This window comes from Achromobacter sp. 1011811831 (assembly GCF_059760905.1).
In genome coordinates this window covers 21,816-42,088 of record NZ_JCBANG010000054.1, presented here as the reverse complement: position 1 = coordinate 42,088, position 20,273 = coordinate 21,816, and the positions used below count along the sequence as shown (strand labels likewise).

At 67.3% G+C, this 20,273-nt stretch carries 18 protein-coding genes; 8 read left to right on the top strand and 10 right to left on the bottom strand.

Annotated features, from left to right (window positions below):
- Nucleotides 1–34 precede the first annotated feature (34 nt).
- The 4 genes from AC6LJ9_RS19510 to AC6LJ9_RS19495 form a co-directional block, all read right to left on the bottom strand.
- Entirely contained in the window at nucleotides 35–958 is a 924-nt protein-coding gene (locus AC6LJ9_RS19510; protein WP_498148857.1) for a hypothetical protein, read from the bottom strand.
- The gene (locus AC6LJ9_RS19505; RefSeq protein WP_498148856.1) at nucleotides 943–2,004 is read right to left on the bottom strand and encodes a GNAT family N-acetyltransferase; all 1,062 of its coding nucleotides are present in this window, start codon (nucleotides 2,002–2,004) and stop codon (nucleotides 943–945) included. Before AC6LJ9_RS19505 ends, AC6LJ9_RS19510 begins: the two co-directional genes overlap by 16 nt.
- Nucleotides 2,004–3,380, bottom strand: coding sequence for an aspartate aminotransferase family protein (locus AC6LJ9_RS19500; RefSeq protein ID WP_498148855.1), 1,377 nt, complete (start codon nucleotides 3,378–3,380; stop codon nucleotides 2,004–2,006). The genes AC6LJ9_RS19505 and AC6LJ9_RS19500 overlap by 1 nt, the downstream gene beginning before the upstream one ends.
- Nucleotides 3,381–3,514: 134 nt before the next feature.
- On the bottom strand, nucleotides 3,515–4,081 hold the full coding sequence (locus tag AC6LJ9_RS19495; RefSeq protein WP_498148854.1) for a TetR/AcrR family transcriptional regulator: 567 nt from the start codon (nucleotides 4,079–4,081) through the stop codon (nucleotides 3,515–3,517).
- Nucleotides 4,082–4,289: 208 nt separating this feature from the next.
- Between AC6LJ9_RS19495 and AC6LJ9_RS19490 the strand changes: the two genes are divergently transcribed.
- The 7 genes from AC6LJ9_RS19490 (at nucleotide 4,290) to AC6LJ9_RS19460 (ending at nucleotide 12,367) form a co-directional block, all read left to right on the top strand.
- Nucleotides 4,290–5,423, top strand: a complete 1,134-nt coding sequence (locus AC6LJ9_RS19490; protein ID WP_498148853.1) for an efflux RND transporter periplasmic adaptor subunit — start codon at nucleotides 4,290–4,292, stop codon at nucleotides 5,421–5,423.
- A gap of 68 nt (nucleotides 5,424–5,491) precedes the next feature.
- Nucleotides 5,492–8,626 (top strand): multidrug efflux RND transporter permease subunit, encoded by a 3,135-nt coding sequence (locus AC6LJ9_RS19485; RefSeq protein ID WP_498148852.1) that lies wholly within the window; start codon nucleotides 5,492–5,494, stop codon nucleotides 8,624–8,626.
- On the top strand, nucleotides 8,623–8,799 hold the full coding sequence (locus AC6LJ9_RS19480) for a hypothetical protein (RefSeq protein ID WP_498148851.1): 177 nt from the start codon (nucleotides 8,623–8,625) through the stop codon (nucleotides 8,797–8,799). Before AC6LJ9_RS19485 ends, AC6LJ9_RS19480 begins: the two co-directional genes overlap by 4 nt.
- A 3-nt stretch (nucleotides 8,800–8,802) precedes the next feature.
- Nucleotides 8,803–10,278 (top strand): efflux transporter outer membrane subunit, encoded by a 1,476-nt coding sequence (locus AC6LJ9_RS19475; RefSeq protein ID WP_498148850.1) that lies wholly within the window; start codon nucleotides 8,803–8,805, stop codon nucleotides 10,276–10,278.
- A gap of 16 nt (nucleotides 10,279–10,294) precedes the next feature.
- On the top strand, nucleotides 10,295–11,026 hold the full coding sequence (locus tag AC6LJ9_RS19470; protein WP_498148849.1) for a TetR family transcriptional regulator: 732 nt from the start codon (nucleotides 10,295–10,297) through the stop codon (nucleotides 11,024–11,026).
- A 1-nt stretch (nucleotide 11,027) separates the two neighbouring features.
- The gene (locus AC6LJ9_RS19465; protein WP_498148848.1) at nucleotides 11,028–11,660 is read left to right on the top strand and encodes a hypothetical protein; all 633 of its coding nucleotides are present in this window, start codon (nucleotides 11,028–11,030) and stop codon (nucleotides 11,658–11,660) included.
- A 14-nt stretch (nucleotides 11,661–11,674) separates the two neighbouring features.
- Entirely contained in the window at nucleotides 11,675–12,367 is a 693-nt protein-coding gene (locus tag AC6LJ9_RS19460; RefSeq protein ID WP_498148847.1) for a winged helix-turn-helix domain-containing protein, read from the top strand.
- 10 nt (nucleotides 12,368–12,377) lie between these two features.
- On the opposite strand, the gene AC6LJ9_RS19455 is transcribed toward AC6LJ9_RS19460, so the two are convergent.
- The gene (locus AC6LJ9_RS19455; protein ID WP_498148846.1) at nucleotides 12,378–14,573 is read right to left on the bottom strand and encodes a mechanosensitive ion channel family protein; all 2,196 of its coding nucleotides are present in this window, start codon (nucleotides 14,571–14,573) and stop codon (nucleotides 12,378–12,380) included.
- A 279-nt stretch (nucleotides 14,574–14,852) separates the two neighbouring features.
- Here AC6LJ9_RS19455 and AC6LJ9_RS19450 point away from each other — a divergent pair, with 279 nt between their 5' ends.
- Nucleotides 14,853–15,158 carry a hypothetical protein gene (locus AC6LJ9_RS19450; RefSeq protein WP_498148845.1) on the top strand — a complete coding sequence of 102 codons (306 nt, stop codon included), beginning with the start codon at nucleotides 14,853–14,855 and terminating at the stop codon, nucleotides 15,156–15,158.
- A gap of 67 nt (nucleotides 15,159–15,225) precedes the next feature.
- Here AC6LJ9_RS19450 and AC6LJ9_RS19445 read toward each other — a convergent pair whose 3' ends face one another.
- The 5 genes from AC6LJ9_RS19445 to nrdA form a co-directional block, all read right to left on the bottom strand.
- On the bottom strand, nucleotides 15,226–15,678 hold the full coding sequence (locus AC6LJ9_RS19445; protein WP_498148844.1) for a bleomycin resistance protein: 453 nt from the start codon (nucleotides 15,676–15,678) through the stop codon (nucleotides 15,226–15,228).
- 110 nt (nucleotides 15,679–15,788) lie between these two features.
- Complete coding sequence (locus AC6LJ9_RS19440; RefSeq protein WP_498148843.1) at nucleotides 15,789–16,163, bottom strand: GNAT family N-acetyltransferase; 375 nt, start codon at nucleotides 16,161–16,163, stop codon at nucleotides 15,789–15,791.
- Between the two features lie 141 nt (nucleotides 16,164–16,304).
- Nucleotides 16,305–16,586 (bottom strand): class I ribonucleotide reductase maintenance protein YfaE, encoded by a 282-nt coding sequence (gene yfaE, locus AC6LJ9_RS19435; RefSeq protein ID WP_498148842.1) that lies wholly within the window; start codon nucleotides 16,584–16,586, stop codon nucleotides 16,305–16,307.
- A complete protein-coding gene (gene nrdB, locus AC6LJ9_RS19430; protein ID WP_212312867.1) occupies nucleotides 16,583–17,716 on the bottom strand; it encodes a class Ia ribonucleoside-diphosphate reductase subunit beta in 1,134 nt (377 codons plus the stop codon). Before nrdB ends, yfaE begins: the two co-directional genes overlap by 4 nt.
- Before the next feature lie 16 nt (nucleotides 17,717–17,732).
- The gene (gene nrdA / locus AC6LJ9_RS19425; protein WP_212312865.1) at nucleotides 17,733–20,012 is read right to left on the bottom strand and encodes a class 1a ribonucleoside-diphosphate reductase subunit alpha; all 2,280 of its coding nucleotides are present in this window, start codon (nucleotides 20,010–20,012) and stop codon (nucleotides 17,733–17,735) included.
- Nucleotides 20,013–20,273: the final 261 nt, after the last annotated feature.

Sequence of the window (20,273 nt, the reverse complement as noted above, 5' to 3'; positions counted from 1 at the left end):
CCGCCATATGGCGGGCGCGGGCCGCAAGACGGTTTCAGCGCGCGCGCGCCGCGTCCAGCAATTCGACGATCTGCCAGTTGAACGCGTTCTGGCGTGCCTGCCATTGCGGCAGTTCCTTGTCCTGGTGCGCGGTGTCCTGGCCGTCGGCGGCGCTGAGCCAGCGCTTCCAGGCGGTCCGGTAGTGCCAGACCGAGACGTCGCCGGTGACATCGCTGCCGACGATCTGGCCATGCAAGGCCTGCGCCAGCGTCTTCAGGTCGGCGCGCAGCAGCACGCCCTGGTCCCAGTTGGTGCGCACCTCGTCGGCCGAGAACGCATCCTTGTCGATGCTGAAATAGGTATCCATCGGCGTGGCCGCCAGTTCCTGGCGAGCCGCCTCCACCAGCGTCGCGCGGTCGGGGAAGCTGCGAAAGCGCGCGCCCAGGCCCAGCCAGCGCGACCAGCGCGTATCGACGCCGGTGCTCCAGTAGGTGACCTTGCCGCTCCAGACGGAACCCAGGTTGTGTTCCCAGGCATGCGCCGCGCCCAGGTCGCCGGAGGTGATGCCGATGACGTGCACGTGCGACACCTGCGGCAGCCGCGCGACGCGACGCACCCAGGAGCCGCAATGCACGCCCCAGGGAAAGCGCATGTTGTCGGGATGGTTGTCCAGCACCACCACGCGCAGGCTGGCGGGGGCGCGCCCCGCCGCGCAGCGCTCGATCAGCGGCCAGCTCAGGTGATGGAAGTCGCCGCTGCCCATGAAGACGGTGCCGTGGTCGGCGGCGGCCGGCATGCGGCTGGTCAGGTTGCGCATGCAGGATTGCAGCACGCCCTGGCGGCAGCCGAAGCGGATCGCCTCGCGCCAGTCGTCGTTCAGCGCCAGCCGGATCTCGCCGGGCAGGGCGCCGACGGAACTGTCGGTGTCCAGCACGACGGGCGGGTGGCGCAGGGCGGATTGTTCTACTTGGTGATCCATTGGCTGTCCGTGGTGAAGCGGCTGGAAAAGCGCCGGGCCACGGCCCGCAACAGCGGATTGCGCACATAGACCGCGTGGCGCGTGGCGGTGAAGCTGGCGCCCAGCAGCGCCTTGACGCCGGGGTCGGTCCAGCCGGCGATGTAGTGCCGCAGCCCGCGTTCCAGCGCGTATTCCAGGTTGACCATCCAGCTCACGAAGTACAGGTTCATTTCCCGCGAGAGCGGGTACGACAGGCCGATGTACTTGTCGGTCAGCCGTTCGCCGTCGTCGAAGCAGAGGTTCCAGCCCAGCATCTGGCCGGTCTCGGCATGCCGGTATTCGAACACGATGCCGCCGCTGCCGCCGTCGCGCAGCAGCGCCGCGAAGTAGGGCCGCGTCAGGCGGTCGAAATGGATTTCGCTCTGGGCGTAGACCTGCTCGTACAGCGCATAGTACGCGTCCACGCGGGCATCGTCGGCGTAGGCCTCGCCCGTGGGCACGCGCTGCACCGCGATCTGCTCGCGGCTGCGCAGCTTGCGCTTCAGGTAGCGGCGCGCGTCCTTGGGCAGGCGGTCCAGGTAGGCGTCGCCGTCGGTGAAGTCGATGGGCACGTAGGCCAGCGCCTGGCCGTCCAGCACCACGAAGCCCTGCTCCGTGCAGGCCTGGACGACCTGGTCGGCCAGCGCGTTGTCGGCCTCGGACAGCAGCGGCGAGCGCAGCGGCAGGTCCTTGAAGATGGTCAGGGCGTATTGCCTGCCCGGTCCCTGGCGCAGCGTCCGCGCCAGCGCGCCGGGATCGGCGGCCGCCGGCAGCAGCGCGTACTCGCTGACCGTGGTGCCGACGAAGGCGGCGCGCAGCGTGAGCCAGCGCGACCACCAGCCGTGGCCCGGCAGGCCGCGGATGCGCGTCTTGAAGTCGTCGTCGGCCGTCGTCAGCAGATCGAACGGCGCGGCGAAGGCCGGCAGCGGCAGGCCTTCGATGATCTTGAAGCCTTCCGGGGGATGCGCCAGGAAGCACTCGAGCAGGGCAGCCGGCTCGAGTGCGTTGCGCAGTGACTGCCCCGGCATCAGGCCCGCTTGGCCCGCGAGATCAGCTGGTCGAGCAGGGCCATGGCCTCGTCGATTTCCGAACGGCTGATCATGAGCGACGGCGCGAACGTGATCACGTTCTTGTAGTAGCCGCCCACGTCCAGCACCAGGCCGCGCTTGCCGCCCTGGAAGTCCAGGTCGCCGGCCAGGCCGATGTCGACCATCTTGTCCAGCAGCGCCTTGTTGGGCGTGAAGCCGTCCTCGGTGCAGATCTCGGCGCGCAGCGCCAGGCCCAGGCCGTCGACGTCGCCGATTTCGCGGTGACGCTTCTGCAGGTCGCGCAGGCCTTCCAGGAAGTAGGCGCCCGACTCGCGCACCTGGCGGCCGAAATCCATCTCGTGCGTCATCTTCATGACTTCCAGGCCCAGGGCGGTGCCCAGCGGGTTGGAGGCGAAGGTGGAGTGCGTGGAGCCCGGCGGGAACAGGGTCGGGTTGATCAGTTCCTCGCGCGCCCACAGGCCCGACAGCGCGTTCAGGCCGTTGGTCAGCGCCTTGGCGAAGACCAGCACGTCCGGCTTGACGCCGAAGTTCTCGACCGACCACAGCGTGCCGGTGCGCCAGAAGCCCATCTGGATCTCATCGACCACCAGCAGCACGCCGTGATCGTCCAGCACCTTCTTCAGGCCCTTGAAGAAATTCGGCGGCGGCACGACGTAGCCGCCCGTGCCCTGGATGGGCTCGACGTAGAAGGCCGCGTACTCGCACTGGTTGGTCTTGGGGTCCCAGATGGCGTGGTATTCGTTCTCGAACTTGCGCGCGAATTCCTTGACGATGGAATCCGAGTATTCCTCGGCCGTCATGCCCTTGGGGCGGCGGAACGGGTAGGGGAAGGGGATGAACTGCGCGCGGTCGCCGAAGTGGCCGTAGCGGCGGCGATAGCGGTAGCTGGAGGTGATGCTGGAGGCGCCCAGCGTGCGGCCGTGGTAGCCGCCCTCGAAGGCGAACATCAGGCTCTTGCCGCCGCTGGCGTTGCGCACGACCTTGAGCGAATCCTCGATGGCCTGGGCGCCGCCCACGTTGAAGTGCACGCGGCCCGTGTTGCCCCACTTCTTTTCCGCATCTTGCGCGATGAACTTGGCCAGCTCGATCTTGGTCGGGTGCAGGTACTGGCTGGCGACCTGCGGCAAGGACTGCAGCTGCTCGATCATCTTCTGTTCGAGGCGCTTGTTCTTGTAGCCGAAGTTCACGGCCGAGTACCACATCTGCAGGTCCAGATACGCGGTGCCAGCGTCGTCGTACATGTAGCTGCCTTCGCAGCCAGTGAAAATCTTGGGCGGGTTGACGTAATGCACCGTATCGCCGAACGAGCAATAGCGGGCTTCATCTGCCAGCAGGCTGGCGGTATCGATGGACATGGACGCGGATCTCCGTAAAAGTCGCGGAGCGAGTGTGCGCGCCCAAGGTTGATCGACTGTCGAGGAATTGTGGAAGGAGTGTGGAGCGCGGCCCGGTCTGCAACCGGAACGTCATGAACGCTCCACCATGCGCGTCAGCCGCGGACGTCCGTGGCCCCTTCCAGGAACAGTTTCTGCACCATGGCGCCCATGCCCAGCGGCGCGATCTCGCCGCGCTGCACCGCGTCCATCGCCGCGTACAGCAGGTAGTCGTAGGCCCGCACCAGCCACAGGGCCGGCACATCGATCCGGAAGGCGCCAGCCTTCTGGCCATTCAGGAAGAAGGTTTCCAGCGTCTGTCCATAGAACGAGGGCAGGGGCAGGTCGGCCTTTTCGGTCCTGGCGTCGATCATGCGCACCCATTCGGCGTGATTCCAGAACACGTAGTACTCGCGGCCCTGCACGACCACGTCGGTCAGCCGTTGCAGCGCGTCCGGATAGGGCGGCGTGTGCAGGTCGGCGCGGGCCAGCGCGTCCTGCAGGTGCTGGATGGCCCGGGTCATCAACAGGTCGATGACGCCTTCGCGGGTGGGGGAGATGCGATACAGCGTGGCCTTGCTGATCCCGGCGGCGCGCGCCAGCTGTTGCAGGCTGGCCCTGGGCTGCTGCGCGATCGACAGCGCCAGCGCGCGCGCCAGCTTGTCGTCTAGGGGGTCGGACATGGATTTCTCCGGATAAAAAACAGGGTCAGATCCTAATGAATCTGACTGGATTCAGCTAACTGTAAAAATCGATGGTTGCCAGTCTACTACGAATTAAATGAGTTCACAAAAATTAATTTGAATCTAGTTGACTCATTTTGTTCTGATCAATATCATACGGTCCTGAATCGCCTCACCCTGGGGCGGCATCGGAATGCCAGAGGACAACATGACCCAGTTCAGAGCCAGTGCAGCGGCCCTAAGCCTGACCGCCTTGCTCGCCGGATGCGGCGGCCAGGACCCCCAGGCGGCGCAAGACCAGACCATCGACGTGGCCCCGCTCGTCGTCGCGCCGCGATCCCAGGCCATCCTGGCCGACCTGCCGGGCCGGATTTCGCCGGTGCGCGTGGCCGAAGTGCGGGCCCGGGTGGCGGGCATCGTCCAGAAGCGCCACTTCGAGGAAGGCGCGACGGTCAAGGAGGGCGACCTGCTCTTCACGATCGAGCCGGCCCCGTTCGAGGCCTCGCTGGCCCGGGCGCAGGGCGCACTGGCGCGGGCCCAGGCCCAGGTCCGCCAGGCCCAGGCGCTGGCCGACCGCTACCAGCCGCTGGTGAAGATCGCGGCCGTGAGCCGCCAGGAATACGACGACGCCGTCGCCGCGCTGCAGACCGCCAAGGCCAACCAGGTGTCGGCGCAGGCCGACGTCAAGACCGCCCAGCTCGACCTGGGCTATGCCAGCGTGCGCGCGCCGATCTCGGGCCGCATCGGCCGGGGCCTGGTGACCGAGGGCAGCCTGGTGGGCCAGGGCGAATCCACGCCCATGGCGCTGATCCAGCAGCTCGATCCGGTCTATGCCGATTTCCGCCAACCCGCCAACGCGCTGCTCAAGCTGCGCGAGGCGGCGGCCGGGGCGCAGGCCGAGCCCGCGGTCAGCGTGCGCGTCGACGGCACCGGCTACACCGCCAAGGGCAAGCTGCTGTTCTCCGATGTGTCGGTGGATCCGGGCACGGGCCAGGTGATGTTGCGCGGCCAGTTCAGCAATCCCGACGGGCTGTTGTTGCCGGGCATGTACGTGCGCGTCAGCGCCGAGCAGGGCGTGCAGAGCAACGCCATCTTCGTGCCGCAGCGCGCCGTCATGCGCGGCGCCGACGGACAGGCCAAGGTGCTGGTGGCGGCCGAGGGCAAGGCGCAGGAGCGCCCGGTGCAGACCGGCGCCATGCAGGGATCGGAATGGCAGATCACGCAGGGACTGGCCGCCGGCGACCAGGTCATCGTCGACGGCGCCGCCAAGATCCCGCCCGGCACGCCGCTGCGCGTGCAAGCGGCCGGCGCCCAGGCGCCCGCCCAGCAAGCCGCGCAATGAGCGCCACCGCCCCGCGCGCCGCCCCGCATCCCGCGCCGCGGCAGCCCTGAGCCCAGACGGATTCCATCATGCCGAATTTCTTCATCAAGTGGCCCAACTTCGCGTTGGTGATCGCGATCTTCATCGCCCTGGCGGGCCTGCTCGCCATCTCCTCGCTGCCGGTGGCGCAATATCCCACCGTCGCGCCGCCCCAGGTCATCATCAAGGCGACCTATCCGGGCGCGTCCGCCGAGGTCATCAACAACACCGTCATCAGCCTCATCGAGGAAGAACTGAACGGCGCCAAGGGCCTGCTCTACTACGAGTCGCAGAGCAACAGTGCCGGCGTCGCCGAAACCACCGTCACCTTCGAGCCGGGCACCAACCCCGACCTGGCGCAGGTGGATGTGCAGAACCGCATCAAGCGGGTGGAATCGCGCCTGCCGCAGGCCGTGGTCCAGCAGGGCCTGCAACTGGAACAGGCCAGCTCCAGCTTCCTGCTGATCTACGCGCTGACGTACAAGGACGCGGGCAAGGACCAGGTCGGCCTGGCCGACTACGCGGCCCGCAACATCAACAATGAAATCCGGCGCGTGCCGGGCGTGGGCCGGGTGCAGATGTTCGCGGCCGAGCGCGCGCTGCGTATCTGGATCGATCCGGCCAAGCTGGTCGGCTACGGTCTGTCGGTCGACGAGGTCAACAAGGCCATCGCCGCGCAGAACATGCAGGTTTCCGGCGGCTCCACCGGCGAGCAGCCCAGCCCGTCCGAGCAGGAAATCACCGCGAGCATCATGGTCGAGGGCCAGCTCAGCAGCATTCCGGAATTCGAGGCCATCGTGCTGCGCGCCAATCCCGACGGCTCCACCGTGCGCCTGGGCGACGTCGCCCGCGTCGAGATGGGACGCCAGGACTACCGCATGTCCAGCCGCCTGAACGGCCAGCCGGCCGCCGCCATGGGCGTGCAGCTCGCGCCCGGCGCCAACGCGCTGGAAACCGCCCAGGGCATCAAGACCCGCCTGGCCGAATTGTCGAAGAACTTCCCCAGCGACGTGTCGTACAGCGTGCCGTTCGACACCTCCATCTTCGTGAAGGTGGCCATCTCCAAGGTGCTGATGACGCTGGCCGAGGCCGTCGTCCTGGTGTTCCTGGTGATGCTGCTGTTCCTGCAGAACCTGCGCTACACGCTGATCCCCACCATCGTGGTGCCGATCTGCCTGCTGGGCACGCTGGCGGTGATGCTGCCGCTGGGCTTCTCCGTCAACATGATGACCATGTTCGGCATGGTGCTGGCCATCGGCATCCTGGTGGACGACGCCATCGTGGTGGTCGAGAACGTCGAGCGCATCATGGCCGAGGAAGGCCTGTCGCCGAAGGACGCCACCATCAAGGCCATGGGCCAGATCAGCGGCGCCATCGTCGGCATCACGCTGGTGCTGGCCGCCGTGTTCCTGCCGCTGGCCTTCATGACCGGCTCGGTGGGCGTGATCTATCGCCAGTTCTCGGTGTCGCTGGCCGTGTCCATCCTGTTCTCGGGCTTCCTGGCGCTGACCTTGACGCCGGCGCTCAGCATCCTGCTGCTCAAGCCCATCGAAAAGGGCCATCACGAGAAAAAGGGCTTCTTCGGCTGGTTCAACCGCGTGTTCGCCCGCATGACCGACCGCTATTCGGCCACCAACGCGCGCCTGCTCGCCCGCACCGGCCGCATGATGCTGCTGTACGCCGCGCTGGTGGGCGGGCTGGGCTATGTCTATACGAGCCTGCCGTCGGCCTTCCTGCCGACCGAGGACCAGGGCTATATGAACACCGACGTGCAGCTGCCGCCGGGCGCCACGCTGTCGCGCACGCTGGAAACGACCCAGCAGCTGGAGCAGTACCTGGGCACGCGTCCGGCCGTCGCCAACGTGCTGACGGTGCAGGGCTTCAGCTTTTCCGGCCAGGGCCAGAACGCGGGCCTGGGCTTCGTGATGTTCAAGGACTGGGCCGAACGCGCCAAGAGCGAATCGGCCATGGCCGAGGCGGACCAGGCCAACCAGAACCTGGCGCTGGTTCCCGATGGCACGCTGTTCTCGGTGGTGCCGCCCTCGGTCGAAGGCATGGGCAACTCCTCGGGCTTCGCGCTGCGCCTGCAGGACCGCGCGGGCCTGGGCCGCGAGGCCCTGCTGTCGGCCACCGAAACCCTGATCAAGAAGGTGTTCGAGAACCCGCAGATCTTCTCGTACATGATGGTCGAGGGGCTGTCCGACGCGCCGGCGCTGGACCTGCGCATCGACCGCAACAAGGCCGAGGCCCTGGGCGTGCCGTTCGACGCCATCAACTCGGCGCTGTCCACCGCCTTCGGCTCGGCGCTGATCAACGAGTTCCCCAACAAGGGCCGCATGCAGCGCGTGATCGTGCAGGCCCAGCCTGAAAGCCGCACCACGCCGGAATCGGTGGCCAAGCTCAACGTGCGCAACCGCGCCGGCGAACTGGTGCCGATGGAGTCCTTCAGTGAAATCGGCTGGAAGCACGCGCCGATCCAGCTTATCCGCTACAACGGCTACCCCAGCATCAAGCTGATCGGCGATGCGGCGGCCGGCGGCAGCACGGGCGTGGCGATGAAGGAAGTCGAGCGCCTGATCGGCGAACTGCCCCCGGGCATCGGCTACGAATGGACCGGCCTGTCGTTCCAGGAAAAGGCCACGGGCTCGCAGGCGCCCATGCTGCTGGCGCTGGCGCTGCTGGTGGTGTTCCTGGTGCTGGTCGCGCTGTACGAAAGCTGGAAGATTCCCGCGTCCGTGCTGCTGATCGTGCCGGTGGGCGCGCTGGGCGCGGTGGCGGCGGTGATCGTGGCCGGCATGCCCAACGACGTGTACTTCAAGGTGGGCCTGGTCACCATCATCGGCCTGGCCGCCAAGAACGCGATCCTGATCATCGAGTTCGCCAAGGATCTGCACGAGCAGGGCCGTTCGCTGAAGGAAGCCGCGATCGAGGCCGCGCGCCTGCGCTTCCGTCCCATCGTGATGACCTCGGTCGCCTTCATCCTGGGCGTGGTGCCGCTGGTCATCGCCACCGGCGCCGGCGCCACCAGCCAGCGCGCCATCGGCACCGGCGTGCTGGGCGGCATGCTCAGCGCCACCTTCCTGGGCGTGCTGTTCGTGCCGGTGTTCTTCGTCTGGACGCTGTCGCTGGCCAAGGGCCGCAAGTCCAAGGCGGACGCGGTCGCGGCCACGGAGGGCAAGGCATGAAGTTCATGAGCGTCTTCTCCATGTTGAACGCCAGCGACGCCGGCGGCTTCGCGATGGTTGCCGTGCTGAGCGCGCTGGGCCTGGCGGCGCTGTGCGCCGGCGGGTATGCGCTGACCGCGCGCCGCGAGGCGCCGGCCGCGGCGGGCCACCCCACGACGAATCAAGGAAAGTGAACGATGAATTCCCTGCAAGATCTTTATCGGCGTTTCAAGCCGCTGGCCGCGGCGGCGGCGGTCCTGGCCGCGCTGTCGGGCTGCGCCATGGCGCCCACCTATGAACGCCCGGCCGCGCCCATTGCCCAGCAATGGAGCGCCGAGGGGCAGGCGGACGCCACGTCCGACGCCGGCCCGTCGGCCGCCACGCTGGAATGGCGCGACTTCGTGACCGACCCGTCGCTGCGCGGGCTGATCGAGACGGCGCTGGCCAATAATCGCGACCTGCGCAAGACCCTGCTCAACGTCGAGGCGGCGCGCGCCATGTACCGCGTGCAGCGCGCCGACCGGCTGCCGACCATCGGCGCGCAGGCCAGTGGCACGCGCCAGCACAATCCGGCCGATCTGAACCCGAGCGGCAGGGCGGGCGTGCAGAGCGAGTGGCGCGCCGGCCTGGGCGTGACCGCTTTCGAGCTGGACCTGTTCGGGCGCGTGCGCAGCCTGTCGGAAGCCGCGCTGGAAGAGTATCTGGCCACCGAGAGCGGCGCGCGCAGCGCCCGCATCAGCCTGATCGCGGAAGTGATCGATGCCTACCTCGCGCGTGAAAGCGCCAGGGAGCGCGGCCTGCACACCGAACGGACGCTGGCCTCGCGCGAGCAGTCGCTGCAGCTGATCGAGCGACGCCGCGCCGAGGGCGTCGGCAGCGCGCTGGACCTGGAACAGGCCAGGGGACTGGCCGAGCAGGCCCGCGCCGACCTGGCGCGCATGGAGCGCGAGTTCCGCCAGTCCACCAACGCGCTGACGCTGCTGGCCGGCGTCAGCGACATGAGCCCGTACCTGGCGCCGCACACTGGCGACGCGCCCATGCTGGTGCAGCAGCTGGCGGCGGGAACGCCGTCCGAGATGCTGGCCAACCGGCCCGACATCCTGGCCGCCGAGCATCGCCTGAAGGCGCGCAACGCCGATATCGGCGCCGCGCGCGCGGCCTTCTTCCCGCGCATTTCGCTGACCGGCATGTTCGGCAGCGCCAGCTCGGACCTGTCGGACCTGTTCAAGGGCGGCCAGCGCGCCTGGTCCTTCGCGCCGCAGGTCACGCTGCCGATCTTCGATGCCGGCCGCAACCTGGCCAATCTGGACCTGGCCAAGCTGCGCAAGGACATGGCGGTGGCCGAGTACGAGCAGTCCATCCAGACCGCGTTCCGTGAAGTCATGGACGCGCTGGCGGCCACCGACACGCTGCGCCGGCAGGAAGACGCGCAGCGCGCGCAGGCCGCCAGCAGCCAGGCGGCGCTGGCCCTGTCCGAAGCGCGCTATCGCGGCGGCGTGGACAGCTATCTGCGCTACCTGGACGCGCAGCGCAGCGATTTCGCCAATCAGATCGCGCTGATCGAGGTCCGCACCGAACGCCAGGCCTCGCTGGCCTCGCTGTTCCGCGCCCTGGGCGGCGGCTGGCGCGGCGGGAACGACGACACGGTGGCGCAGGCCGCGACTCGGCCTTGAGACAAGGGAGCCGCTGATGGCCAGACGCAAGCAGGGCGAAGCCGGCGCGACGCGCGACGCGGTGCTCGATGCCGCCGAAAGCGGCTTCCGCCAGCGGGGCGGCGCCCACGCCTCCGTGGAGTCGATCGCGGCGCAGGCCGGCTGGTCGCGCGGCGCGGCGAGCTATCACTTTCGTGGCAAGGCCGAACTGCTCAGGGCGGTCCTGGCGCGGGGGCGTCTGCCGCTGCTCCAGGACCTGCGGCGGCTCGCGCTGGCGCAGGAGCCCGTCATCCCCGCGCTGCTGGCTTGCGCGCAGCGCTGGATGGATGCGTTGCAGGGCGACCCGCATGCCAGGAACGTCTTCGGCATCCTGGCCTGGGCCTATGACTATGCCGACGACTACGCGGGCATACGTCGCGAGACGCTGGCACTGGGGCTGCGGGAGTTCCGCCTGCTGCGCGCGCTGCTGCGGCGGGCCGAGGCGGCGGGCGAACTGCGCCAGGGTCTGGACGGCCACGAGTGCGCCCGGCTGCTGGCCGCGTGGTGGCTGGGGACGGCCGCCAGCTGCGTGGCCACGCCCTACCGCGACGGCGTGGCCGCGAGGCCCCGGCACGCGCGTTCGCTGCGGGTTCTGTATGCGCTGATCGCACGGCCGGATCCGGCCGACGACGCGGCGCAGCCTGCCCATGGCGCGGGCCGGCGCAAGCCGGTCGTGAAACGTACATTCTTTGGCGGCGCCAGGACGGCGCCGGGCACGGCGTCGCGCTGACATGTTGTTCCTGACCGCAAGCTACCTGCTGATCTACGCGAACATCGCGGCCGCCGTGCGCCACGTGGGAGGGCGCCTGGACCGCCGCTCGATATGCCTGGGAGTCGGCCATGCGCTGGCGGGCGCGGCGGCCCTGTCGGGCCTGCTGCTCGGCGCCGAGGTGATCGGGCCTCCGGCCTGGGGCGGGCTGACCCCGGATACGGGAAACCGGGCGCCCCTGGCCTATTTCGTTGCCGGCGCGCTGAGTATCCTGCTTCTGGCCGCCTCGCGGCGGCGCCAGGCCGCGCCGGAAGGCGAGCGCGGCCGCGCTGCGCGGGGAACGGGGCGCCTGTGGCTGGCGGCGATCGCCGGCGCCTATGTCTGCCTTGCCGTCGTGGACCATGTGAATTTCTTCCGCGACCCCACGGCCACGCGCAGGGTCGCGCCCGCCCTGGTTGGCGAGGATCAGGCCTGCGTCGGCGATGTGCTGCTGGTGCGCCTGGATGCGGATACCGCCGAGTACCGGTGCCCCACTTCGGTGCTGCTGGGGCGGCACTATCGCGAGGTCTTCGCGCCGTGGCCCGGCTATGACGCCGGATCCAGCGTCGCGCTCAAGCGGCAGCTCGACCCGCCGGCGGCCGGCGCCTTGCGCTGACGACGGACTTTCCCATGGCCAAGATCCTGCTCATCGCCGGCGACCTGACACAGTCCGACCGGATGGCGGCGTTTCTCGCGCAGCACGATTTCGACCCGGCGCAGGTCAGTCGCGGCGATCTGGCCGTCCAGGCGTTTCGTCGGCATCGCGCCGAGATCGTGGTGCTGGACGCGTCGCCGCCCGGCCGCGATGGGCTGCGGGTCTGCCGCGATCTGCGCGCCATCTCGGCGGCGCCGATCCTGATGCTCTCCGACATCGGCAACGGCCAGGCGCAAGTCCAGGCACTGGACGCCGGCGCCGACGATTATGTGGTGAGGCCCGTGTCGCCGCATGTGCTGCTGGCGCGGATACGCGCGCTGTTGCGTCGGCGCAATCTGTCGCCGCTGGCGCCGCATCGGCTGGCATTCGGCGAACTGGTCATCGACTGCGAGCAACGCCTGGCCTGGCAGCGCGGCGCGGAGGTGGCCCTGACCACGATGGAATTCGAAGTGCTCTGGGCGCTGGCGAGCGACGCGGGCCGGGTGCTGTCGCGGCAAGCGCTGATGCAGCGGCTGCGCGGCATCAGCAATTCCGACCAGCGCAGCAACATCGACGCCTGGGTGAGCCGGCTGCGCCGCAAGCTGGAAGCGGACTGGCATGCCTCGTCCCGCATCAAGACGATCCGGGGCGAGGGCTATCTGTTTGTGCCGGAGATCGAGGGCGGCTGAGCCCGGGGCGTCACGCCGGCTTGTCCGACGCCTCGTCCCGTTCGGAATTGCGGGACTGGCGCATGCGCGACAGCTGCACGTTCAGGCGCGGCATCGACGGTTCCAGGCCGGCATGGTCCAGCCGGCGGCGCAGCCGCAGGTTGAAGGCGCGCTGCACTTCCCATTGCCGCAACGGCGCGGTCTTGAAGCGGAAGCGCAGCACGGCCTGGCCGTTGTCAAAGCTCTCCACGCCCTGCAGTTCCATGGGCGACCACATGAAGGGATAGATCGCGGGGTCGCCGCGCAGCTCCGCCGCCACCTCGCGGACCAGCGTCACGGCGTCGTCGATGGGCATGGTGGCCGGCACCGGCCAGCGGAACATGGCGTAGCCGAACTCGCGCGAGTAATTCTTGATGGTCTTGATCTGGCTGAACGGAATCGTGTGCACCACGCCGTCCAGGTCGCGCAGGCGCACGGTGCGGATGGTCAGCCCCTCGACCGTGCCCAGGTGGTTGCCCACGTCCACGTAGTCGTCGATGGACAGGGAATTCTCGATGATGATGAACAGGCCCGTGATCAGGTCCGTGACCAGCGACTGCGCGCCGAAGCCGATGGCCAGGCCGATGACGCCGGCGCCGGCCAGCAGCGGCGTGACGTTCATGCCCATGTTGGCCAGCGCCACGATGATGGCGATCACGGCGATGGTCGCCATGATGGTGTTGCGGATCAGCGGCAGCATAGTCAGCGCGCGGACGTTGGCGCGGTTCTTGCCGCCGGTGCCCAGGGCGTGCTGCAGCGCGGTGTCGGTCAGTATCCAGATCAGCCAGGCCACCAGCATGGTTCCGATGAAGCTGGCGGCGCGCGGGCCGAATTGCGAGCCGCCTTCCATCAGGCCGGCCAGCGACATGTCCAGCATCCGCAGGCCGATTTCCACGAACAGCAGCAGGTTGGCGATATAGAGCAGGGTATAGCCGAAGTACCTGAGCTGTCCCAGGTAGGCCGTGCGCCGGTTGCCGTCGCGGCCGCCGCGCAGGTAGGCGCGGCGGATGACGCCGCTCACCGCCATGCCCACGATCGCCACCAGCGCGCACAGCAGCGCCCGGCGCATGACCTGGCCGCTGTCGTCGGCGGCCGCCACCGTGCTGATCAGCGAGATGCCGACCAGGAGCAGGAACGGCACGAACCACAGCGGTCCGATCAGCCGCAGCAGCTCCTGCAGGCCGCGGCGGTTGGCGCGGCGCTCGCGCGGCTGGTTGCGGATCAGGTGGGCGATGGGGCGGCGGAACCGCAGCACGAACAGCGCGCTCAGGAGCGCCGCCATCACGTTGGCCAGCAGGCCGGCGAATTGCGAGACGCCGGGCCCGAACACGCTCATGATCTCCGGGTCGTGCAGCGAGTCGCCCAGCGCGGCCAGGCTGCCGATCAGCCACAGCGGCAGCGGCGCGCGCCGGTGCAGGATGTCCAGCGCCCGGCTGCGGTGCGGACCGTCCAGCAGCGTCAGGCAGACCAGCGACAGCGACGAGAACAGCGCGCCGGCCAGCAGCACATAGGCCAGCACCAGCGCGCCGAGCTGGCCGACGGAATCGGGCATGGCGACGGACAGATACAGCGTGATCACGAAGGCGATGGCCCAGGGCGCCAGCTGCACGGCGGCCATCCACAGCAGTTGCCTGGGCTGCGAGCGGCTGCGCGGCGTCTCGGCGGTCTTGCCGCGGCGTCCCAGGCGGCGGGCGATCCAGCGCAGCGCCAGCGCCAGGCCCGCCCAGATCGCCGAGACCACCAGGAAGTCCCGGATCAGCGACGGCCATTCGCGCCAGGCAGGCAGGCCGGCGGTGATCTCGGTCCGCGCCTGCCGGTACAGCGTGGTCCATCGGGCCACCGGGCTGTTGGGGCCGTCGAGCCGTTTTTCCAGGCCTTCGGCGGCTTCGCGGATGAAGGCGAGGATGCCGCCCTGGGCGGTCTGCGTATCCTGCTTGGTGGCGTCGCGCAATTGCTTCAGGCGGTTCAGCAGGTCCGTGCGCGCCTTGTCGTTCTCCAGCGTCTGGATGACCTGATCGAGCGATTGTTTCAGCTGCGCGTTGTCGACCGGCTTGTCGGCGCTGGATCCGGTCAGCGCGCCCAGCGGGCCGGGCAGGGCGGCGGAGGCGGTCGTGGCGAGGTTCAGGCCCAGGACGAGGAGGAACAGCGACAGGCAGTGAAAGAGGGCGGAACGGGTCCAGGCGCGCACGATTGCTTCCGTGTTGATGATAGGGACAGGTTTTATCGGAGTATTGGATGGGCCGCAAGGGCGGCGCCGGTCCGCGCGCCGGACCATGCCAAGCCCAGGCTTGGAAAAAGGCGGCGGCGAGCCGGCGCCGCCGCGCCCCACAGATCTTCACAGATGAACACAAGTCTGCCGCACAAATGCGCCAGGGCCGGACGCACAATGCGCTCAGTCATGGCCGAGGCGCGCGCGGGAACGCGGGCGGTCGCGGCCGACTTCTCCCGCCTACAGAGGATGCCCATCATGCCGACCCTTCATCGTATGCAGACCCTTGCCGCCGCCGCGCTGCTCTGCGCCACGGCGGCCGTCTCGGCCGCGCCCGTCGCGCCCGAGGTCCCGCCGGCCGGACCCAAGCCCGTCGTGGTGCAGAGCGACAGCGCGCCTCAGGGCACGGCCGCGCCGGCCGCCTCGCCGGAAGGCCTGCGCATCGGGCTGTCGGATAGCGGCACCAAGCTGGTGCTGCCCTGGTTCGTGACGGAACTGACCGACGCGGTCAATCAGGGCAAGTCGGCCAGCGACACCGCCAAGGCGCTGGCGCAAGGCTTCTGAGGGAGGGCTGCGTCGCGCGGGCCGGGGCCCGCGCGTTGTGGCGGGCCGCCGTTAGTCCCGGCGGCCGCTATCGGTCCGTGCCGTGGGCGGACCCTTGCGCCGGCCGCTCGCCGAGCGGCTCCGAGAAGCGCAGCAGGTAGCCGTCGGGATCCTGCACCAGGAACTGGCTCACGCCGATTTCGATGGCATTGCTGCGGTACCAGCGTTCCTGCCGGGCCAGATACAGCGGCCAGCCGGCGGCGGCCAGGCGCTCCAGCAGCGGTTCGACCGCCCGCACCGTGATCTCGAAATTGATGCCGCGGCCGCGCGGCGCTTCCAGCGGCGCGGTGATCCAGTTGTCGTCGCCGCGCACTTCTTCCAGCATGAATTGCGCGCCGCCCAGGTCCAGGTAGACGAAGCCTTCGTCTTCCCGCTGGTAGACGATGTCAAAGCCGCACAGGTCCATCCAGAACGCCAGGCTGCGCGACAGGTCGCTCACCAGCAGCTCGGGCACCATGCGGGCGAGGCGTGGGTTGATCATTGTTATTGTTCCCAGTTTTTCGAGCATACTGTTAGGCACGAGACGATGGCTTGGAACTACAGAAAAAGCTCTGTTGGAGTTTTTCAACTGGCTAGGCGCATCGGTATCCTTCAGTTCAGGTAAAACTCCAACAGATTCTCTTGTTGGGTTTTCCCACCTTTGTAGGTATTGAAAAAACGCTCCCAGAACTTCTCGCCTGATTCATGTTTATCAGATACCTCAACCAACAAGCTCTCGTAGCCTTCTTTTTGCGCCCACTGTAGAACATCTTCTACACATTCTTGTGCGTACCCGTTTCCTCGATGCAAAGGCGCAATCTGGAGTCGGAAAAGCACTAGGGTCTTGTCAGCATCACGCACAACGCAGAACCCGATGGCTTGATTGTTTGCAACGACTACCGCTCCTGATGCTCCATCGATATTCTCTAAATTCCCCCATGCTTCGGAAAATGCACTCTGTCCCAAGGCGAGAGCTTCACGGTTCAATTCATCTGCCTCAGATTTGGCAGCTTGGCCGTACTCTAGGTCATGGAACGATCGGTATCGCAAACGTCCAGGAGGAGTGCGCGTAAAGTCCATTTTTTATATAGGGGGATAGTTGGAGTGGGGCATAGCCTAACTCATTCTTTACCCTGTATCCATAATCTCGTCCGCCTGCCGCAGCCAGCACGCGACGGCGACCGGGCCGTCGGGCCGGCAGCAGCAGGGCAGCACTTCGCCCGGCGCGACGAAGGCCAGCGGCGCCGTCGTGTACGACACCTTGCCGGCCTCCAGCTTCAGCCGGCAGGTGCCGCAGTAGCCGCTGCGGCACTGGTACTCGACATCGTGCCCGGTGCGCTCCAGGCCCTCCAGCAGCGTCTCGCCCTCTTGCAGGCGGAACGTGGCGTCGGACGTGGAGACGGTCGTCACAGCTCGATGTCGCTCAGGTCGTCGGGCGATACCTGGGCGTCGATCTGGCCGACCAGGTAGGAGCTCAGTTCCACTTCCTGCGGCGCGACCTGCACGGTGTCCGAGGACAGCCAGGTGTTGATCCACGGGATCGGGTTGTGCTTGACCTGGGCGAAGGCCGGCGCCAGGCCCACGGCCGTCATGCGCAGGTTGGTGATGTACTCGACGTACTGGCTCAGGATGTCCTTGTTCAGGCCGATCATGGAGCCGTCGCGGAACAGGTACTCGGCCCAGAGCTTTTCCTGGGTGGCGGCGCGCTTGAACATCTCGAAGCATTCCTGCTCGGTCTCGCGCGCGATCTTGGCGAAGTCCGGGTCGTCCTGGCCCGAGCGCATGATGTTCAGCAGGTGCTGCGTGCCGGTCAGGTGCAGCGCCTCGTCGCGGGCGATCAGGCGGATGATCTTGGCGTTGCCTTCCATCAGCTTGCGTTCCGCGAAGGCGAACGAGCAGGCGAAGCTGACGTAGAAGCGGATGGCTTCCAGGATGTTCACGCTCATCAGGCACAGATACGTCTTCTTCTTCAGCTCGTATTCCGAGATGCGATGCGTTTTGCCGTTGATGACGTGCTCGCCCACGCCCAACTGCGCGTACAGCATGGACGGGCCGATCAGGTCGTCGTAGTACGAGGCGATGTCGGCCGCGCGCAGCCGGATGTTCTCGTTGCTGACGATGTCGTCGAAGATCACCGAGGGATCGGGGACGATGTTGCGGATGATGTGCGTGTACGAGCGCGAGTGGATCGTTTCCGAGAATGCCCAGGTCTCGATCCAGGTCTCCAGTTCGGGTAGCGACACCAGCGGCAGGAAGGCGACGTTGGGGCTGCGGCCCTGGATGGAGTCCAGCAGCGTCTGGTACTTCAGGTTGCTGATGAAGATGTGCTTCTCATGCTCGGGCAGGCTCTGGTAGTCCAGGCGGTCCTGCGAGATGTCGACCTCTTCGGGCCGCCAGAAGAACGACAGCTGCTTCTCGATCAGCTTCTCGAAGATCGCGTATTTCTGCTGGTCGTAGCGCGCGACGTTGACCGGCTGGCCGAAGAACATCGGCTCGGTCAACGGGTTGTTGCTGGTCTGGGAAAAAATGCTGTAAGCCATGATGCGGGTGTTGTCGTCAGATCTTGCAGGCGCCGCCGGCGCAGCCGTCGTCCTGCACTTCGCCGTGCGCATCGTCGGCGCCGTCGCGGGTGTTGTGGTAGTACAGGGTCTTCAGGCCGTACTTGTAGGCCAGCAGCAGATCCTTGAGCAGCTGCTTCATCGGCACGCGGCCGCCTTCGTAGCGCTGCGGGTCGTAGTTGGTGTTGGCCGAGATCGACTGGTCAACGAACTTCTGCATGATGCCGACCAGCTTCAGGTAGGACTCATTGCCGGACATCTGCCACAGCAGTTCGTACTTGTCCTTCAGGCGCTCGAATTCCGGCACCACCTGGCGCAGGATGCCGTCCTTGGACTGCTTGACCGACACCAGGCCGCGCGGCGGCTCGATGCCGTTGGTGGCGTTGGCGATCTGGCTGGACGTTTCCGAGGGCATCAGCGCCGTCAGCGTGGAGTTGCGCAGGCCGTGCTCGCGGATGTCGGCGCGCAGCGCTTCCCAGTCCAGGCGCAGCGGCTCGGCGCAGATGCCGTCCACGTCCTTCTTGTAGCTGTCGATCGGCAGCACGCCGGCGCTGTACGTGGTTTCGTTGAAACCCGAGCAGGGGCCGAACTCGCGCGCCAGCTGCGACGAGGCCTTCAGCAGGTAGTACTGGATGGCTTCGAAGGTGCGGTGCGTCAGGCCCAGCGCTGCCGGTTCGGAATAACGCGTGCCGTGCTTGGCCAGGTAGTAGGCGTAGTTGATCACGCCCACGCCCAGCGGGCGGCGCTTCATGGTGGCGGCGCGCGCCGCCGGGATCGGGTAGCCCTGGTAGTCGAGCAGTGCGTCGAGCGCGCGCACGGCCAGGTCGGCCAGGCCTTCCAGTTCGTCCAGCGTTTCCAGCGCGCCCAGGTTGAAGGCCGACAGCGTGCACAGCGCGATTTCGCCGTCCGGGCCGTTGACATCGCTCAGCGCCTTGGTCGGCAGCGCGATTTCCATGCACAGGTTCGACTGGCGCACCGGCGCGACCTGGGGATCGAACGGGCTGTGCGTGTTGCAGTGGTCGACGTTCTGGATGTAGATGCGGCCGGTGCTGGCGCGCTCCTGCATCATCAGCGAGAACAGTTCCACGGCCGGCAGGCTGCGCTTGCGGATGGCGGGATCCTGCTCGTATTGCAGGTACAGGCGCTCGAACTCGTCCTGGTCGGCGAAGAAGGCTTCGTACAGGCCCGGGGTGTCGTGCGGCGAGAACAGCGTGATGTCCTGCGACTTGATCAGGCGCTGGTACAGCAGGCGGTTGACCTGCACGCCGTAGTCCAGGTGACGGATGCGGTTTTCCTCGACGCCGCGGTTGTTCTTGAGCACCAGCAGCGATTCGACTTCCAGGTGCCACAGCGGGTAGAACAGGGTGGCCGCGCCGCCGCGCACGCCGCCTTGCGAGCACGACTTGACCGCTGCCTGGAACATCTTGAAGAAGGGCAGGCAGCCGGTGTGCAGGGCTTCGCCGCCGCGGATCTCGCTGCCCAGGGCGCGGATGCGGCCACCGTTGATGCCGATGCCGGCGCGTTGCGACACGTACTTGACGATGGCGCTGGTGGTGGCGTTGACGCTGTCCAGATCGTCGTCGCATTCGATCAGCACGCAGGAGCTGAACTGGCGCATCGGCGTGCGCACGCCCGCCATGATGGGCGTGGGCAGCGAGATCTTGAAGCGCGACACCGCGTCGTAGAAGCGCTTGACGTAGCCCAGGCGCGTCTGCGCCGGGTACTTCGCGAACAGGCACATCGCCACCAGCAGGTACAGGAACTGCGGGCTTTCGTAGATGCGCTTGGTGACGCGGTTCTGGATCAGGTACTTGCCCTCCATCTGCTTGACCGCGGCGTAGGCGAAGTTCATATCGCGCCAGTGGTTGATGTAGCCGTTCAGCTCGTCGAATTCCTCGCGGCTGTAGTCGGCCAGCAGGTGCGCGTCGTACTTGCCCTGTTCGGTCAGGTTGCGCACGTGGTCGTACAGGTGCGGGGGCTCGAACTGGCCGTAGGCGATCTTGCGCAGGTGGAAGATCGCCAGGCGCGCGGCCAGGTACTGGTAGTTGGGCGTTTCCTCGGAGATCAGGTCCGCGGCGGACTTGATGATGGTCTCGTGGATGGCGTCGGTGCGGATGCCGTCGTAGAACTGGATATGCGAACGCATTTCCACTTGCGACACCGAGACGTTCTCCAGGCCGTTGGCGGCCCAGTCGATGACGCGGTGGATCTTGTCCAGATCGATGGGCTCCATACGCCCATCACGCTTGGTGACCATCATTGCTGCTTGTTTTTCCATGGCGGACTGCATAGCTCCTGCGGCTGGGAAAGGACGAGCGACGTCCTTCCGAGTGTTCAGAATGTTCGGGTTCGAGATTGGGGCCGACCGCCAGGGCTGGCGGGGCACGTGCCGTCGCTCGGAAGCCCGTGCCGGACGGCGGCGGGGCTATCGAGGCGGCTGGAGTGACAACACTATAGGTAGTGTATCACTGGTTTGGTCTGACTAGATCTTGTGCTTTATCAAGACCCGCGCATTTGTAGGGATATACGGGTGGATCGG